The organism is Marinobacter sp. 1-3A, assembly GCF_016597775.1.
In the GTDB taxonomy this organism is placed as follows: Bacteria; Pseudomonadota; Gammaproteobacteria; order Pseudomonadales; family Oleiphilaceae; genus Marinobacter; species Marinobacter xiaoshiensis.
Genome location: NZ_VCGZ01000019.1, coordinates 1 through 16,636, shown reverse-complemented (window position 1 = coordinate 16,636; position 16,636 = coordinate 1). Strand labels below are relative to the sequence as shown.

Here is a 16,636-nt window from a genome sequence, read left to right as displayed (position 1 = left end):
GTTTCGTGGTTCAGATCTCAAATAGAAAAACACTGGTTGAATATACAGTCATCATTATCTAAATTATTGAGATCTTGGGTCTTTGGGTCTACTGCACTCAACTAAGGTCTGCCCAAACAGCAATTGGATCGATGTCTCAGTGATTGCGAAAATTTGACTGCTTCGTTATTACGGATTTTTCGAACCCCAGTACACCGATCAAAAACACGTAAAACAAAAGCTTAGCTCAGTTTTTAGAAGCCTACTACGTAATCATTTGACTTCTGTGATCTGCGCCACCAATAATACTGTCTAAATATACAGTCCTGTGACAGGGAGCCCACAATGCAAGGAAAGCAGCCTCGTTTACGCGATCAGGTTCGCGCGGTGATTCGCGTCAATCATTACAGTATTCGTACCGAGAAAACCTATTGGTACTGGATTCGCTACTTCATTCGTTTCCACCAAATGAAACACCCACGAGATATGGGCCCGCCGGAGGTTAATGAGTTTTTGACCTGGCTTGCCGTACATCGCAATGTTGCTGCAGCCACGCAGGCACAGGCGCTGAACTCTTTGGTGTTTTTGTACGACAAGGTATTCGGGACTCCACTCGGCGAGATTGGAGATGTAGTCCGGGCAAAGAAGCCTCGTAAGTTGCCCGTGGTGCTCACGCACGATGAAGCGATGCGCATCATCAACCATCTCAGTGAACCTGATAAGCTGATAGCATCCCTCATGTATGGCTCTGGTTTGCGAGTAACCGAGGCCTGTCGTCTGCGCATCAAGGATCTGGATTTTCAACAGCAGGTAATCACCGTGCGCGACGGAAAAGGTGCCAAAGATAGAACCACTTTATTACCTGCCACGCTGATTGAGCCGCTTCAGAACCATGTTGAGAGCATCCGCAAAGCTTGGCAGCAGCGCAGTGAGGAGTTTCTGCACCCGGTCAGTATGCCCTTCGCGCTCGCTCGCAAGTATCCCGGAGCAAGCCGTTCGTTAGCGTGGCAGTGGCTCTTTTCCTCTCCGGTTTTGTGTACAGACAATCTAGGCAATGTATCCCGACACCATCGCCATATTTCATCCGTACAACGCTCTGTGCGCGGTGCGGCAAAGGCTGTCGGTATCCATAAACCTGCCAGTTGCCATACCTTCCGCCACACCTTCGCCACCGAACTTCTAAAACGTGGTAACGATATCCGCACAGTACAAGATCTACTCGGCCACGCAGACCTGCGAACCACCCAAATCTATACCCACGTTTTAGGGCAAGGTTTTGCGGGGGTTCGCAGTCCGTTGGGATGAGCGCAGCTCAGCGTTTGTGAGTACTCACCACTCCAACTGAGCCCCGGTCTGGTACTCAATCACCCGCGTTTCAAAGAAGTTCTTCTCCTTCCGCATGGTGGCTTGCTCATCCAGCCAGGGCGATACGTTTTTCGCTCCGGGGAACGGCTCTTCCAGCCCTACAGTGCGGGCTCTTCGGTTGGCAACAAAGCGGAATTGTTCGGTGTGGTATTCCGCAGAATAGCCCAGTATCGGGTCACGCAGGATGTAGTTGGCGTAGTCGCTTTCGGCGGCTTCGGATTCTTCCCACATCTCGCGTACGGCTTTGGGATCAAAGCTTATGTTTTCCTCTTCCAGTATCTGGTTCACCACTTTCAGGCCGAAGGCGAAGTGCATGGCTTCGTCGCGCAGTATGTACTGGAACTGCTCGCCGGTGCCGCGCATCAGGCCTCGGCGTTGCAGGGCGAAGATGGGGCTGAAGCCGTTGTAGAACCAGCAGCCTTCAAACACCGCCGCAAAAAACAGGTACGACATGATGAATTCCTGCAGGTCGTCCTTGTTGCGCAGGTTGAGGTCGGAGCGCATAGCGGCATCCAGGCGGCGGTTGGCCATCTGGATTTTGGCGTTAATCTGCGGCACCACGCGGTAGCGGTTGTAGATTTCGCTCTGGTCCAGGTTCAAGGTTTCAATGCAGTGCTGGTAGGTCCAGGTGTGCAATGCCTCTTCGTATACCTGGCGCGCCTGATAAATTTGCAGTTCCGGCGCGGTCATTTTTTCCATCACGGCCAGGCCGATGTTGCGCATGGCCAGTATGTCGGAGGTGGTCAGGTAGGCCACCACGTTTTCGAACACGTGCTTTTCCGCCGGGTTCAGGCGGTGGTGGTAGTCGTGAACGTCTTGCGCCATGTTCACGTCCAGCGGGGTCCAGTGGTTTTTGTTGGCGTTCATGAAGAACTCCCAGGCCCAGGGGTACTTGAAGGGGGCCAACTGGTTTACGTCGGTTTCGCCGTTGATCACGCGTTTGTCGTCTACGTTCACCGGGGCCACGCTATTGTGCGCAGCGGGCTGGTTTTGTGGTTTGGTTTTGTCGTCCCAATTCAGCATGGTTGTGCCTCTCAAAAGTAGTAAGTGGTTACTGACATGCTTCGCAGTCGGGTTCATCAATGCTGCACACTTGTGGCTGCGGTGCGGCAACCGGGGCGGCACTTTCATTCACGCCAGTAGCACCCAAAGAGCGCAGGTAGTAGGTGGTTTTCAGGCCACGCTCCCATGCCAGCTGGTACAACTCGTCCAGCTTTTTGCCGCTGGGCTGGGCCATGTAGAGGTTCAGGCTTTGGGCCTGGTCCAGCCATTTCTGGCGACGGGAGGCGGCTTCCACCAGCCAGCGGGCATCGATCTCGAATGCGGTGGCGTAGCGGGATTTCAGTTCGGTGGGTATGCGCTCAATTTGCTGCACGCTGCCGTCGTAGTATTTGAGGTCGTTCACCATCACGTTGTCCCACAGGCCGACCGCCTTGAGATCACGCACCAGTGAAGGGTTCACCACGGTGAATTCGCCGGAGAGGTTCGATTTCACGAACAGGTTCTGGTACGCCGGCTCGATGGATTGCGACACGCCCACAATGTTGGAGATGGTAGCCGTGGGCGCAATGGCCATCACGTTGCTGTTGCGCATGCCGTGTTGGGTGATCAGCTCACGGACGGGGCCCCAGTCCAGACGGCTTTCAGTGTTTACGCTCAGATCGCCCTCAAGGCGCGCGGCTTTCAGCAGTTCGATGGAATCGATGGGCAGTACGCCCTGGCTCCACAGTGAGCCTTCGTAGCTTTCATAAGCGCCCCGCTCTGCCGCCAGCTGGGCCGATGCGCGGATGGCGAAGTAGCTCAACTGCTCCATGGCTACGTCTGCAAACTCCACCGCCTGCGGGCTGGTGTACGGCAGACCCAGTGCGTAGAGCGCATCCTGGAACCCCATCAGGCCGAGGCCCACCGGGCGGTGCTTCAGGTTGGAGTTGCGGGCCTGGGGCACGGCGTAGAAATTGATGTCGATAACGTTATCGAGCATGCGCACGGCGGTATTCACGGTGCGCTCAAGGCGCTGCACATCCAGCTCGCCATTGGCGATGTGGGCGGCCAGGTTGACCGAGCCCAGGTTGCATACGGCGATTTCGTCCGCACTGGTGTTCAGGGTAATTTCGGTGCACAGGTTGGAGCTATGCACCACGCCCTTGTGCTGCTGCGGCGAGCGCAGGTTGCAGGGGTCTTTGAAGGTGATCCAGGGGTGGCCGGTTTCAAACAGTACGGTCAGCATTTTGCGCCACAGCTGTTTAGCCGGAATGGTTTTGAACAGCTCGATTTTGCCTTTGGCTGCGAGCGCTTCGTAGTGCTCATAGCGCTCGCGGAATTCGTTACCGTATAGGTCGTGCAAGTCGGGTACGTCGCTAGGGCTGAACAGGGTCCAGTCGCGGTCCTGGCGCATGCGCTCCATCAACAAGTCCGGTACCCAGTTGGCGGTGTTCATATCGTGGGTGCGGCGGCGTTCGTCACCGGTGTTTTTGCGCAGCTCCAGAAACTCTTCGATGTCCAGGTGCCAGCTTTCCAGATAGGCACACACGGCGCCTTTGCGCTTGCCGCCTTGGTTCACGGCAACAGCGGTATCGTTCACCACTTTCAAAAATGGCACTACGCCCTGGCTTTGGCCGTTGGTGCCTTTGATGCGGGAGCCCAGTGCGCGCACGGGTGTCCAGTCGTTGCCCAGTCCGCCAGCCCACTTGGAGAGCATGGCGTTGTCGCGAATGGCGCCGTAGATGTCTTCCAGATCGTCGCCCACGGTGGTGAGGTAACAGGACGACAGCTGGGAGTGGCGGGTGCCGCTGTTGAACAATGTGGGAGTGGAAGACATGTAGTCGAACGAAGACAACAGATTATAGAACTCGATGGCGCGGCTGTTGGGGTCGTCTTCACGCAATGCCAGGCCCATTGCCACGCGCATGAAGAACACTTGGGGCAATTCCAGGCGGTCTTCTTTCCAGTGCAGGAAGTAACGGTCGTAGAGGGTTTGCAGGCCGAGGAAGCCAAACTTCTGGTCGCGCTCGGGCTTGATGGCAGCACCCAGCTGCTCAAGATCGAATGCAGCCATGGCTTCATCCAGCAGCTCGTAGCGAATGCCTGCGTGAATAAAAGCGCTCAGAGCCTGTGGATAAACGTCGGCGAGGCTCAGGCTGGTGTCGAGGTTTAGAGCGGTGACGCTTTCAAGGCGCAGTTGTTCCAGGAGCAGGCGGGCGGTGACAGCACTGTAGTCTGGCTCACGTTCGATGCGGCCGCGGGCGGTCATTATCAAGGCGCTCAGTACTTCGGCTTCGTCGATACCGTTGTAGAGGTTGCGGATGGCTTCGTCCACCAGGGATTCGGCTTCTATGCCTTCCAGGCCTAATGCAGCCTTTTCAACCTGCTGCTTCATCAAGCCCAGATCCAGCGGTGCGGTGCGGCCATCAGCGAGTTTTACGGTAAGGGTTGGGTGGGCTTCTACCGGTTCGTGCAGGGCGCGTTCGCGGGCGTGTTCTTCGCGGTAGAGTACGTAGGCGCGGGCAACTTTCTGCTCTTCCGCGCGCATCAGGGCCAGTTCTACCTGGTCTTGTATGTCTTCAATGTGTACCCGGCCACCGGCTTTCAGGCGACGGCTGATGGCCTGCACAACTTGCTCGGTTACCCGGTGAACAGCGTCGTTTATACGCGCAGAGCCAGCGGCTTGGTCGCCTTCAACGGCAAGAAAGGCCTTGGTAACGGCTACGCTGATTTTCGATGGGGTAAAGCTGACCAGATTGCCGTTGCGTTTGATTACCTGCAAGGCTTCTGTGGCGGATGGCGATGAGGGCCGAGGCTCGGCCAGAGCGGTCGCAGACATGCGGTTTTCTCCTGAATACGCGTTAATTCCGTAACCTTCGCGTACGCAGGACAAACGTCAGCATCAGCCTGTAATCGCTATACAGCGGCTGTAATCATGCCTTGTTTGTTGCTGCTCACCTTGTAGGGCCAAATGCAGGCGCCTGAGTCGCGAAGGTACAGTGTGTATTCCCTGGCAGGTCTTCGGACTCAGGGGCGTGAACCTTTCGGCTCTGCCTTGCGTGGCGACTTCCCGGCTTGCGCCAGTGTCTTTGTGCCACGCTCGTTCCCCAATACCGCTGCGCGTCAGTTCCGGATTCTCACCGGATTCCCGATACCATATCTGGTATCAAACCAAGGATTTGGGCACTATATACAGGATAGCCAAGATGAACAAGGCACTTTCTTTGAATCCTTCGGTCTCCTACAAACACACAACAACTCGAGACTATCCAATGCGCACCTCATCGCACCCCACTATTTGGCTGCTCCTAGCTGCACTCGCCCTGGCCTCTTCTCACCTGTCAGCACAGGAGCCAGTGCTCCCGGCATTTTCCGAAATGGCATCGCTGGATGATGGCTGGGAACCGCTTGAATTCCCCAACATAACGCAGCTCTCCCACTACGAACTGATTTCAGAGAACGGCTCCAGGGTGGTTAAAGCCGAAACCTCCGGCGGTGCTTCCGGCCTGATAACCCGGCTGGATATAGAGCCAGAAAGCTCACCGATACTGGCCTGGCGCTGGAAGGTGTCGAATGTATTTAAAAAGGGCGATGCCCGGAACAAAGCTGGTGATGACTACCCTGCCCGGATCTACATCGCCTTCGAGTTCGAGCCGGAGAAAGCGGGCTTTTTCGAGCGGGCCAAGCGCAAAACAGTGGAGGTGTTGTTTGGTGAGAAACTGCCGGGCAATGCCCTGAACTACATTTGGGCAAACACCCTGCCGGAAGGCGAGTTTATTGACAATCCCTACACCGACAAAACCGTGATGATTGCCGTTAACTCTGGCAGCGGAAATGTCGGGGAGTGGGTAGCCATAGAGCGGGATATCGTGGCGGACTATCGCCAGGCCTTCGGGGAAAATCCGCCGCCAATCCGGGGTATCGCGATCATGTCGGATTCTGACAATACCGGTGAGCAAGCAAGTGCTTGGTACGGCGATATCACGCTAACCAAGAAAAAAAAGAATTAACAGGCAATTTTAACGATGTGCCTGAGGGAACCCCGGGATCACAAAGCCTGCTTTGAACGGTCTTACGGGCGGCGCTTCACCCCGGCTGACAAGCCTCAGGTAGGCATCATCAATTTTTTCCCGAAGCACTGAAGCGCGTGGGCTTGCCAGGGAATACAGCCAGGCCGAGTAGCGTGATCTTATTTCCGAACCGAGAATCTTGCTGTCTGATGGCAACGTCAGCATGGGCTCAACTGTTTCGCGGTAATCCAGTACATAATCACCGCGCTTGAGCTTGAGCATCTCGAGTGCAGCACGGCTGTTGGGCGCTTCAGTAAGCCGAATACGATCTGAATTATCAAGCCATGTCAGCAAGCCACCATAAGTGTACCCCCCGATCACAATGACCGTTTTCCCTTCCAGTTGATCAAAGTGGGTCAGTGGTTCTGAATCTTCCAGATGCCAGGCATTGAGCCGTGTTGGATAAACATTTACCCAACTCTCAAGCACCTCGTACTTGAGAGTCGGCACACCGGAAAGGCCGGGAAACAGGTCAACCGCGCCGCTTTTCAGGTACAAATAAACCCGGCTTACAGGCAGGTAAATGAACTCGGCTTCGTAACCGGCTTCCTCGACAACTTTTCTAGTCAGATCAACAAAAAAACCCGCCGGTTCGCCCTGTTCATTCCGGTATTCAGCGGGGGGGAATTCGGTGTACGCAATGCGCACTTTGTTCCCCGCAGTATCAGCCAGGGCAGGCCTTGTTAGGGCAACAGCCGCCAGTACTGCAACCACCATCACTATTCGGGCTGCCAAGCCCCGGAACTGCGCCGGGGCTAAATATCGATTCCAGAGTCTGCGCATAGTAACGATTCGTTGAATGTGCCGACATATTGAAGGTATGCGGACTTTTCAAACTACCTGAGATGAGATTAGCAGAGCCCTGTGGAAAGGCATCAGATATGGAACATCACCATATACAGGCCAACACCACCCATCACCATAGTATAGGGGAAGGCCATTACGACCATTCGCCCATAGGATAGACGAACCAGAGGCGCAATGGCAGACGTCAGCAAAAACAGGAAGGCGGCCTGGCCATTCGGTGTTGCCACGCTTGGCAGGTTGGTGCCGGTGTTAATAGCAACGGCAAGGCTTTGAAAATGCTCATAACTGATACTACCAGCATCCAGTGCCTGTTTGATTTCACTGATATACACAGTGGCCACAAACACATTATCGCTGATCATGGATAGCAGGCCGTTGGCAATAAAGAACATACCTGGCTGCTGCCCTTCCGGAAGTGACAGCACGTAGTCGATCACAGGCTTGAACAGATGCTGCTCATGAATCACCGCTACAACCGCAAAGAACACAACTAGCAGGGACGTAAACGGCAGCGACTCCTGGAAGGCCTTTCCTATCTGGTGCTCGCTGGTTACTCCGGTAAACGAAGTAATCAGTATGATAACGAGCAGGCCAATCAAACCCACTTCGGCCAGGTGCAAGGCCAGGCCCACCACCAGAATCAGCGCTGCAGCCGCCTGCACCCAAAGCGCTGCCTGATCTGCCTTGGTACGCTTGGCGCGCTCGTTATCTGCAAACTCTTCCAGCACCCGCCGAACCGATTTGGGAAGCCGACCACCGTAGCCAAACCAACGCATTTTCTCCAGCACCCAGCAGGTTACCAACCCGGCGACCAACACGGGAATGCTGACTGGCGCCATGTGCAGGAAAAACCCGATGAAGTCCCAGCCCACTACCTTGGCGATCAACAGATTCTGGGGCTCACCCACCATGGTTGCAACGCCGCCCAGAGCGGTACCTATAGCGCCGTGCATCAACAGGCTGCGCAGAAACGCCCGGAAGTTTTCGAGATCATCCCGGTGCAGTTCAATAACCTCGTCATCGCTGTCTGAATTATGATCGCTACTCTGATAGCCCTTACCCGAGGCCACCTTGTGGTAAACCGAGTAAAAGCCAACTGTAACGCTGATGATAACCGCAGTCACTGTGAGGGCGTCCAGAAAAGCAGACAGCACCGCCGCAGCCATGCAGAACATAAGTGAGAGGGCAGATTTCGATCGCACCCCTACCAGTATCTGGGTGAACGCGACCAGTAGCAGGTCCTGCATGAAATAAATGCCAGCCACCATGAACATCAGCAGCAGGATAACCGGGAAATTGGTCAGCACTTCCAGATACACCGCATCCGCCGTGGTAAGGCCGATCAATAATGCCTCTATTGCCAGCAAACCGCCGGGCAATAACGGGTAACACTTCAACGCCATGGCAAGAGTGAAAATAAACTCTGCTATAAGCAACCAGCCCGCTGTAACCGGCCCCAACAGGTACATAACGATCGGGTTAACGATCAAAAACAGCAGGATAATCTGCTTGTACCAGACGGGAGCCTTGCCAAGAAAGTTACTGGAAAATGCGGAAAAAACGGTTGTGGGCATTGCGGAGGTTCTTTTGAGTTAACGAGCGATAACAGTATATGGCGCCATGCCATTATCTTCCTTGACATTCCTGCGCCGGTTAATGCGACAAACATACAGTATAGCCCTATCCTTTAGTACTGGCAGATGTCCGTACTACCAAGGCACTGCGAAGTTCGTGATCCAGATCATTTTGCTCCAGCGCGCGGCTGATAATTTCAACCCGAGACTCATCAGCGGGCTCCGTTTCCAGCAGTGTCAGTACGCCCTCAACGGCATTGAACATCCACCAGCCTCTGTTGGTATGCACCACCCCTTTGAAGCGCTCGAACCCTCCACTACTGGCGAGGCTTTGTAGCGCTATCTGATCGAACACCCGGTCTTTGTGAACGCGCCAACCCATGCTGGTAAAACCGTCGCCTTTGTTGAAATAGGACTGCCAGGGTTCATCCTCCAGTGAGGGTTTCTCCGCCAGGGCTTTACCATGGTGATGGTGGTGGCTTTCAGGAAAATGCGCGGGTAGTCGATCGGAATCCCCTGCTAGCCATTCGAGGGGAAGCTGCCCGCCACTAATCTGTCCGATGCGCCGCTTTGCCGGATGCCAGTCGCTCGCCCAGGAGTCGAACCGCGCTAACTGCTCATCCGTGCACAGATCTGCTTTGCTCGCCACCAACAGATCCGCCACTGCAACCTGGTCGTGGAATTGCTGACTGGCAAGCACACGCTCGTCTTCCAGCCGGCGCGGGTCGACCAAGCAAACAGACGTCGAAAGGTGTACCACATCCTTGTAAAACTCTCCGGTCAGCGTTTTGATCACCTGTGCCGGGTGGCCCAGCCCGGTTGGCTCGATAAACAACCGATCTGGGCGCGCGAAGCTGATCAAACTGTTGAGCCCTATCTGCATAGGCAACCCGGAAACGCAGCACATACAGCCACCAGGCACTTCTTTCACCGCCACGCCCTGGTTCGACAGAAAGGCCCCGTCGATACCGACCTCTCCAAATTCATTCACCAGCACCGCCCAGCGCTCGCCTTCCGGCTTCTGCTTCAGCAGGTTGAGGATTGCCGTGGTTTTACCAGCACCGAGAAAGCCAAGTACCAGGTGCGTGGGAATGGGTTTCGAGTTGTGTGCCATGGATTGATTCTTTGTCATCGTCCAAATACTGTGTTTATGCGAGCATGTTATAACATAACATTATTGTCACGCACACACTCGAACTGTCTCCGGAACAATCTGAGCTCCCTAAGCGCAGCCTCGTGCCCACTGGCAACCAGCCGCACGCGCTGCTTCGGTAAACACTGGGCCAGCCGGGAGGCTGACAGCGGCGATAGCGAACCTAATCGGGGGTAACCGCCAATGGTCTGGCGATCGTTCAGCAGCACGATAGGCTGGCCATCCGGCGGCACCTGCACGCCGCCCAGGTTGATTCCCTCAGAAACCAAGCTACGAATGTTGCAGTGCAGCTTGGGGCCAATCAGGCGTACGCCCATGCGATCGGCGCGATCATCCACCTGCCACCAGGTGTTGAACGCGTCAAACAGACTGCGGCCGGTGAAATGAGCAATCTGCGCCCCCGGAAGTATGTCCAGCACAGCTGGCTGGCTGAAATCAGGTCGGGCTTCCTGCGGTGTCTGCATCACGCCTTGGCCACAGCTCCTTCCGCTTGCGTAAACAAACAACTGATCCCCTTCAGCCAGTTTGCAGCCCTTTCCGCTAAACCCACCCAGCTCATCCCGAACAACGCTGGCAACACTGCCTAAAACCGGCTCTGCTACAAAACCGCCGCACACCGCCAGATACGCACGCAGCCCACTCATCGGCTTGGCGAAAGCCAGAACCTCGCCTTCTTCCCAGCGCACTCGCTGCCACAAAGGAACAGGCTCATTGTTGAGAGTGGCCCCCAGATCGGCGCCGGCAATAGCGATGTGCAGGTTTCTTTCGGCCACTAGCTGCAAGCCGCCGAACGTTATTTCCAGATTGGCGGTACCCCAAGGGTTGCCGGTCAGGTGGTTGGCCCAGGCCCAAGAGTAAAGATCGGCCGGGCCGCCCTGAGTAACGCCCAGATGGCGCACCCCAAACCTTCCGCTGTCCTGCAATAGCGCCAGAGGACCGGCCCGTAACACTCGGATACCCGGCTGCGGCTTCTCCCGGTGGCTCACGATTCACGCCCCATAGGTGTGCTGCTCCCACCTTCACGCTCAAAGGTTTCGCGGCTGACGGAAACAAAGCGCACCTGATCGCCAACCCGCAGAAGGCTGAACCCTTCACGCCGCCGATCAAACAAACGGGCACTGGTACGCCCCAATAAGTTCCAGCCTCCGGGAGTTTCTGTCGGGTAAGCTGCGGTTTGCCTGCCTGCCAAAGCCACACTTCCGGCCGGCACTCGCTGGCGGGGCGTATCAAGCCGTGGGCATTCAAGTCGAGGGTCGATTAATCCTTTGAAAGCAAAGCCCGGTGCAAAACCCAGAGCAAACACCCGATAAGTGCGTTGGCTGTGGACTTCGATCACATCGGTAACCGCCATGCCGGTATGCTCTGCCACCCTTGGCAAGTCCGGGCCTACGCTGATGTCGTACCAGGTGGGAAGTTCGTGTACCTGCCCGTCTTGAACGCCGCTATCCGGCTCAAGATCCACCAAAATCTGGCAAATCATGGCCCGGGCCTCTGAAGACGATAAAGTAATCGGATCAAAAACAACGAGAAGCGTGGTGTAAGAAGGCACCAGATCAATCAGTGCACTGCCAAAGGCCTGCTCACACCTGCGCGATAATGCAGACAGCCAAGGCAGGTTGTCCTCGTCGATCGTTTCAAACAACCGGACAATCCAGCCGTCCAGCCCGGCGGATTCGAGCACCGGTTTCTGGCTCACTGCTTCAGAACCTGTTCCACCGCTTGTGCGACACCCAGTACAGTGCTGTCTGAGCTATGCCGGCCAACCAGCATCAGGCCGCTGGGCAGATCCCCGGCTTGATGGTTCGGGAGCGTGATAGCACACAAGTCGAGAAGGTTCGCGACGGTGGGGTTGCGCAGTACCAGCAGGTTCAGTCGCAGGTAATCCGCGTCACTCTCAAGCTCCGTAAGCAGGGGCGGCTCAATAGCCACGGTGGGCGCAAGAAGCCCGTCATAGGCACCGAGCCATTGGTCTGCCTGCTTTTTCAGGGCGGCTCGTCGCTGCAACAGGTCAAGATAATCCGCAGCACTGATGCCCGAGCCCCGTAGCATGCGCTCCCGCACTCGCGGGTCGTATTCATCTCCACGTTGCTGCAGCCAGTGCCGGTGAACGTGATAGCTTTCGGCAGCTGCAAGCCCGCCACTCGCCATCATTTCCGGCAATTCATCCAGCACCGGAACCTGTGCTTCCACAATCTGAGCACCGCTATCGCGCAACTTGCGGAGGCTATCGGCAAAGGCAGCGGCAACGCCTTGCGAGACCTCATCCAGCATGTAGTTAGCAGGTACGACGAAGCGACGACCGCGCAAATCAACCGAGTTGTTCTTTTGCCAGGATTCACCTGCCATAACGGCATCCAGGCGCGCGCAACATTCTACGGTGCGGGCAATGGGACCGATAGAATCCAGGCTTTGCGATAAGGGGAACACGCCATCGCGAGGTATGCGTTTTTGGGTAGGTTTGAAGCCCACCAAACCACAAAAAGCCGCAGGTATGCGCACCGACCCGCCGGTATCGCTACCGATGGCAGCAGCGGCCATGCCGAAGGCAACCGCCGCTGCAGCTCCGGAGGATGAGCCACCAGATATGCGACCCGGTGCCAGAGGGTTGGCGGGAGTACCGTAATGGGGGTTAAGCCCAAGCCCGGAGTAGGCGAACTCGGTCATGTTGGTGTGGCCGGTAATAACCGCTCCAGCCCTACGCAGGCGTGAGACAATAAGCGCATCGCTTTGCGCTTTCTCGCTCCACCATTTTGAGCCCGAGTGAGTCATCTCACCAGCCACATCGAACAGCACTTTTAGCGCTATGGGCAGGCCCGCAAGCTCTCCTGAAGGAACGCCTCCCTGTTGCAGCGCATCGACAGCGCTGGCTTCAGCTCTCGCTGTGCGATCAAAGCGGGCGGTGTAAACCTGATTGGCAGGGTCATCGAATTGATCGATATTGCTGAGGCAGCTTTCAAGAAGTTGGCTGGCACTGAATTTGTTCTGCTGCAATGCGGCTAGCAGAGATGACAAGCTTACCTCTGTGAGTTCTATGGGGGGCTGGCCGGGCTGCTGTTTCATGTCGCTCCTTTCACACTCGTCCTTGCAATACTCTAGCTCATCCGGTGCATTTCGGGTAACGGCGCCCTTCATCAGGTTTCACATCAAACAGGTTGTTAAACAGCTTACATCTACTCAGCTTTTCTTAGTGTCCAGTAAGGATCGACAAAATCCCCATCAGAGTGCTCCAAGTCTTCCTCGTACTCGCTCAAATCAACGTAGTCGCCATAACATTCAATTATCTGCGCCAGTAACTCCCTGTTAAGGCCAAAGCAGTAAACAACCTTTGCAGCGAGTTCCGGATCAGGCGATGCGGTATCGAGGTACTCGTGCACCCAATGGCTTGTGACCTTCCTGACACCCAACGATGGAAGCTCATAGGTATGCCACTGTTTATCACAGAGCACATGCATTTTCTCTATCGTGTCTTGTGTATACCGGCCGGCGCCTTCCTTTATCAAACGCGAGCACAATGAGCCGAACTCATCAGAATTCATAGAACCAATCTGCGCCCCATTACGTTCTTATTTTAGCTGCCAATCCGATCTATCATTATTTTTCATCACGAATAGTAACCACAAGACCTTCCATGCTGTCCATCGCGTTCGAAAAAGCTGACGCTATATCCGCGATAGCACACCTTAACATCGCGATTGATTCGACACATTTTTTCCGGTCGCCTTCTTTAATAGACACATCAAGATCAGAAAGAATATTGCCAACGCCCCTAGTGCATCCATCGACATTTACTCGCCATCTACTGATGTCACATTCGTCGATGATTGTTTCGAAATCCTCCTTAATTTCTTCAGAGACATCATTATTGCCAGCCGGGAATTTTTCCGCAGCCAACACAAGCGCCTTCAATATTTCGGAATACAGGTCCTTATTCATAACTATCCGGTCAGCATTTGACTATTGATCTACGTTCCCTCGTACTTCCGCACTAGCTCAACATTTCCCTGAGGCTCCACCTTTCGCGCTCAATCAACACAGCCAGCTCTTCAACTTCCTTCACAGCCAGATCCGGTATGAAGGCCTTCAGTAGCTGGTGATAGTACGCAAAGAGCACTATTCTCGAATAATGACCCTGCTGCTTTTCCTTAACAGTGAGGTCCGGCACCTCTCCCGCTTGCGCTAACAGCTCGGCACCTTCACGCTCTTCTTTGTCAGCCTCTATCTCACCCCGAGCGTTTTCCAGCAGCCAACCCAGGTCATTCGCGTCAAAATTCTTACTGGTGATGATTTCAAGTGCTTTTGTTCGCAGGGAGTCGTCGCTGTGGGAGTCCGCATCGTAGGCCAATAGCGCCAAACCGTCGCATTTGTGCCCCCATGCGTAGCTGTTGCTCTTATATGGAATATCGTAAATAAAGCTGTCCATATAACACACAAAGTTAGCCCGGGCCGTTAGTACCTGAAGGCAGCACGCCAATTCAATCGCCTTTTCAAGATCCCCGGATCGAGTCAGGTCAAAGCGCTTACGCAAAGAATTGGCGAGGCTCACAACCGTTTTTGGTCCGGCAAGATCAGCCGGGATACTTATGCTCATCTTCTTATTTCACTTCCAACAGCACTTCAACTAACTGACCCGCGCCAAGCGAAACGTCTAAGTGTGTGTTTCCGGTCACTACACCGCCATACCGGAGCACAGCATCGCTTTCGTTTATCAGTGAGAAACTCACCGCCATATTCACCCAGGATACCGAAAGCTGAAATTCGTATACTCCGCCAAAAATAATCAAATTATCTTTGGTAACCTCAAACCGCTCTCCTTCGTTCGGCGCCTCGAGACTTAAAACCACTGTCTCCACGATATCGGCTTTACGGCAGTCAACTTGGGTTATTGTAATGACAACACTCATAAGAACCTCAGCGTCGAGATCAGCCTGCAACCCCTGGCTCAGGCGCTCACTCGGTTTCTAGCGTACCGTGCCAATAGGCAGCTGTTTCGCCACCTACCTTTAAAATTTGGTCTTTAGCCGCGGAGGCTGGCCAGAATTGCAGCAAATATCGCTGCCCTGGTATTGGCGCATCCACATCTTCATCATCCTCGGCGTAATCTCGATCCATTCCGGAAATGCTGTAGCGCACCCGATAATTTCCGGGTGGGAGGTCCAGGGCATAGGTTTCTTCGTGAGCCCATGAACACAGGCCTGTTTGGTTTTCCGGTACCTGCATGCTGCACTCGACGGCATCTTCAAACGTCTCATCCACTGGAGGTTTCGACGAATGCAGGAGCACATCGATCAAGATGGTTCCGGTCTGCGGGCCTGCCACCAGAAAGAGCTTTCCTTTCTGGGCTCCACCACATAGCCCATTAGCCTGACCGCTGAAGGCCCGCTCAACTAACAGGTAGTCGCCTTCGTTTTGTGGAGTGACCTCATCCACATAAAACTGTCCATAGTTGATGCTTAATTGACCGGAGAATAACACCGTCGCATCCGCATGTTGCTTTGCCTCTGACAGAGCCGAGGCTTTCGCTCCCGACTGCTTACGCCCCTTCACCCGGGATTCAGCCAGAGCTTCTCGTAGATGGTGATAGCAATTATCAATAAGGCCTCGCAAGGTATCTGCGAAGTCAGCGGGTAGGGGTTCCCGGGTAACCGGGATCATTTCGTGGAAGTAGAGAAAGTTTAACGCCTCCTGCCCGATGACTTCGCATTTATACTTGGGAGTCTCGGTGAAAGCGTAGTCCATAATATTCTGATGGCTCTCAAAATCGCTCTGAAAGATCTCGTACCTGGTCATGGCGGACGTATAAAAATCGTCCTCATCCAACGCCGCAATAATACGGGATGCTTTATCGGGCTCGCTTGTCCGGTAAATGTGAGCCAGCAAAATCAGCCCATGGCCCACTGAACCCCAAAGGTCTCGGCGCCCTTCAACAGACCGCACATCAAAAACAAAGCTTTCGAGAAGCTCACGTGCCTGATCTACTTCACCCAAAGCAAACAGGTAGTTTGCCAGGCACACAGCATTATCCAGACACGCTTCACTCGTTAGCGAGAACTTCCTTTCGAGCTTTTTGGCCAGTGTTGCGGGAACTTTGTAGCCAAGGCCTTTATCTTTTGGAAGTGCAAGGCTCATCGTTTCTTACCTCCGATCGGGAGGGTAAAAAGTAGGTTGTTAAACAGCTTACTCTAAAGGATCTGCCCTAACAGTGCCTCTCTCCATTGCTTTGAATTGGCGGCCGTTACAGTCAGCTCATCGTTTTCATCAAATGTAATTCCATTACACGATTCACAAATAAAGGAGATAAACAAAACCGCGGCAGCCAAATCCATTTCGGTGTAATAACAGAGCTCCATCATTAGATCTCGACCTTCAAGCTGACTCTGCTCTACATCCCAAGCTTCAAGGTCATCATCGTCAACTTCGTCAATAGAGAATTCAAAACCTGCATCTTCTCCATTGAGTTTTCCTGGCCAAAACCCTTCAACATCTGTTAATGACGAAGCTTTCTCCCACTCTTCCAGCTCTAAGCCTTTTTCCTGCAATCTCAAAACCGCACTATTCAAACCAGGAACCATATCACTCTTTAGAAAAACGGGTATACGGATTTAATGGTTGATGGGGCACCTTCACCCCATCAATCTGATACCACCCTCAGATGGTTGATAGATCGACTCCGTAGTTGAGTTCCTCTGCGAAGTCCGGCAGTCCGTAAC

16 protein-coding genes and 1 riboswitch are annotated in these 16,636 nt (G+C 54.4%); of the genes, 2 read left to right on the top strand and 14 right to left on the bottom strand.

All coding sequences use genetic code 11. The features are described 5' to 3' along the window. Positions 1 to 324 precede the first annotated feature (324 nt). The gene (locus FE848_RS18180; protein WP_200205279.1) at positions 325 to 1,284 is read left to right on the top strand and encodes an integron integrase; all 960 of its coding nucleotides are present in this window, start codon (positions 325 to 327) and stop codon (positions 1,282 to 1,284) included. 24 nt (positions 1,285 to 1,308) lie between these two features. On the opposite strand, the gene FE848_RS18175 is transcribed toward FE848_RS18180, so the two are convergent. Then, positions 1,309 to 2,367, bottom strand: coding sequence for a ribonucleotide-diphosphate reductase subunit beta (locus tag FE848_RS18175; protein WP_200205278.1), 1,059 nt, complete (start codon positions 2,365 to 2,367; stop codon positions 1,309 to 1,311). A 28-nt stretch (positions 2,368 to 2,395) separates the two neighbouring features. Next, positions 2,396 to 5,164, bottom strand: a complete 2,769-nt coding sequence (locus tag FE848_RS18170) for a ribonucleoside-diphosphate reductase subunit alpha (RefSeq protein ID WP_200205277.1) — start codon at positions 5,162 to 5,164, stop codon at positions 2,396 to 2,398. A 155-nt stretch (positions 5,165 to 5,319) separates the two neighbouring features. Further along, positions 5,320 to 5,516: riboswitch (cobalamin riboswitch) on the bottom strand. A 186-nt stretch (positions 5,517 to 5,702) separates the two neighbouring features. Between FE848_RS18170 and FE848_RS18165 the strand changes: the two genes are divergently transcribed. After that, positions 5,703 to 6,335, top strand: coding sequence for a DUF3047 domain-containing protein (locus tag FE848_RS18165; protein ID WP_265091967.1), 633 nt, complete (start codon positions 5,703 to 5,705; stop codon positions 6,333 to 6,335). Positions 6,336 to 6,344: 9 nt separating this feature from the next. Here the strand turns inward: FE848_RS18165 and FE848_RS18160 are convergent, their stop codons facing one another. The 12 genes from FE848_RS18160 to FE848_RS18105 form a co-directional block, all read right to left on the bottom strand. After that, positions 6,345 to 7,178, bottom strand: coding sequence for a substrate-binding periplasmic protein (locus tag FE848_RS18160; RefSeq protein WP_227715454.1), 834 nt, complete (start codon positions 7,176 to 7,178; stop codon positions 6,345 to 6,347). A gap of 92 nt (positions 7,179 to 7,270) precedes the next feature. Continuing rightward, positions 7,271 to 8,776 (bottom strand): sodium/proton antiporter NhaB, encoded by a 1,506-nt coding sequence (nhaB, locus tag FE848_RS18155; protein WP_200205275.1) that lies wholly within the window; start codon positions 8,774 to 8,776, stop codon positions 7,271 to 7,273. A gap of 106 nt (positions 8,777 to 8,882) precedes the next feature. Then, positions 8,883 to 9,890, bottom strand: coding sequence for a CobW family GTP-binding protein (locus FE848_RS18150; protein ID WP_200205274.1), 1,008 nt, complete (start codon positions 9,888 to 9,890; stop codon positions 8,883 to 8,885). A 47-nt stretch (positions 9,891 to 9,937) separates the two neighbouring features. Then, positions 9,938 to 10,915: a biotin-dependent carboxyltransferase family protein gene (locus FE848_RS18145; protein ID WP_200205272.1), complete on the bottom strand. Its 978-nt coding sequence runs from the start codon at positions 10,913 to 10,915 to the stop codon at positions 9,938 to 9,940. Beyond that, the gene (gene pxpB, locus FE848_RS18140; protein WP_200205271.1) at positions 10,912 to 11,625 is read right to left on the bottom strand and encodes a 5-oxoprolinase subunit PxpB; all 714 of its coding nucleotides are present in this window, start codon (positions 11,623 to 11,625) and stop codon (positions 10,912 to 10,914) included. The genes FE848_RS18145 and pxpB overlap by 4 nt, the downstream gene beginning before the upstream one ends. Next, complete coding sequence (locus FE848_RS18135) at positions 11,622 to 12,989, bottom strand: amidase (protein ID WP_200205270.1); 1,368 nt, start codon at positions 12,987 to 12,989, stop codon at positions 11,622 to 11,624. Before FE848_RS18135 ends, pxpB begins: the two co-directional genes overlap by 4 nt. A 110-nt stretch (positions 12,990 to 13,099) precedes the next feature. Then, positions 13,100 to 13,381: a hypothetical protein gene (locus tag FE848_RS18130; RefSeq protein WP_200205269.1), complete on the bottom strand. Its 282-nt coding sequence runs from the start codon at positions 13,379 to 13,381 to the stop codon at positions 13,100 to 13,102. A 139-nt stretch (positions 13,382 to 13,520) separates the two neighbouring features. Further along, on the bottom strand, positions 13,521 to 13,862 hold the full coding sequence (locus tag FE848_RS18125) for a hypothetical protein (RefSeq protein ID WP_200205268.1): 342 nt from the start codon (positions 13,860 to 13,862) through the stop codon (positions 13,521 to 13,523). Between the two features lie 52 nt (positions 13,863 to 13,914). Further along, complete coding sequence (locus tag FE848_RS18120) at positions 13,915 to 14,517, bottom strand: hypothetical protein (protein ID WP_200205267.1); 603 nt, start codon at positions 14,515 to 14,517, stop codon at positions 13,915 to 13,917. Positions 14,518 to 14,521: 4 nt separating this feature from the next. After that, the gene (locus FE848_RS18115) at positions 14,522 to 14,830 is read right to left on the bottom strand and encodes a hypothetical protein (RefSeq protein WP_200205266.1); all 309 of its coding nucleotides are present in this window, start codon (positions 14,828 to 14,830) and stop codon (positions 14,522 to 14,524) included. Positions 14,831 to 14,876: 46 nt separating this feature from the next. Continuing rightward, positions 14,877 to 16,055 (bottom strand): hypothetical protein, encoded by a 1,179-nt coding sequence (locus tag FE848_RS18110; protein ID WP_200205264.1) that lies wholly within the window; start codon positions 16,053 to 16,055, stop codon positions 14,877 to 14,879. Positions 16,056 to 16,108: 53 nt separating this feature from the next. Then, the gene (locus FE848_RS18105) at positions 16,109 to 16,498 is read right to left on the bottom strand and encodes a hypothetical protein (RefSeq protein WP_200205262.1); all 390 of its coding nucleotides are present in this window, start codon (positions 16,496 to 16,498) and stop codon (positions 16,109 to 16,111) included. Between the last annotated feature and the right edge of the window lie 138 nt (positions 16,499 to 16,636).

Bases quoted from the DNA above. Each gene is read 5' to 3' on its own strand.
- FE848_RS18135 (WP_200205270.1), bottom strand. From the start codon at position 12,989: ATGAAACAGCAGCCCGGCCAGCCCCCCATAGAACTCACAGAGGTAAGC.
- FE848_RS18180 (WP_200205279.1), top strand. From the start codon at position 325: ATGCAAGGAAAGCAGCCTCGTTTACGCGATCAGGTTCGCGCGGTGATT.
- FE848_RS18110 (WP_200205264.1), bottom strand. From the start codon at position 16,055: ATGAGCCTTGCACTTCCAAAAGATAAAGGCCTTGGCTACAAAGTTCCC.
- FE848_RS18125 (WP_200205268.1), bottom strand. From the start codon at position 13,862: ATGAATAAGGACCTGTATTCCGAAATATTGAAGGCGCTTGTGTTGGCT.
- FE848_RS18175 (WP_200205278.1), bottom strand. From the start codon at position 2,367: ATGCTGAATTGGGACGACAAAACCAAACCACAAAACCAGCCCGCTGCG.
- FE848_RS18120 (WP_200205267.1), bottom strand. From the start codon at position 14,517: ATGAGCATAAGTATCCCGGCTGATCTTGCCGGACCAAAAACGGTTGTG.
- FE848_RS18150 (WP_200205274.1), bottom strand. From the start codon at position 9,890: ATGGCACACAACTCGAAACCCATTCCCACGCACCTGGTACTTGGCTTT.
- FE848_RS18160 (WP_227715454.1), bottom strand. From the start codon at position 7,178: ATGCGCAGACTCTGGAATCGATATTTAGCCCCGGCGCAGTTCCGGGGC.
- FE848_RS18105 (WP_200205262.1), bottom strand. From the start codon at position 16,498: ATGGTTCCTGGTTTGAATAGTGCGGTTTTGAGATTGCAGGAAAAAGGC.
- FE848_RS18115 (WP_200205266.1), bottom strand. From the start codon at position 14,830: ATGAGTGTTGTCATTACAATAACCCAAGTTGACTGCCGTAAAGCCGAT.
- FE848_RS18165 (WP_265091967.1), top strand. From the start codon at position 5,703: ATGGCATCGCTGGATGATGGCTGGGAACCGCTTGAATTCCCCAACATA.
- FE848_RS18130 (WP_200205269.1), bottom strand. From the start codon at position 13,381: ATGCATGTGCTCTGTGATAAACAGTGGCATACCTATGAGCTTCCATCG.
- FE848_RS18170 (WP_200205277.1), bottom strand. From the start codon at position 5,164: ATGTCTGCGACCGCTCTGGCCGAGCCTCGGCCCTCATCGCCATCCGCC.
- nhaB (WP_200205275.1), bottom strand. From the start codon at position 8,776: ATGCCCACAACCGTTTTTTCCGCATTTTCCAGTAACTTTCTTGGCAAG.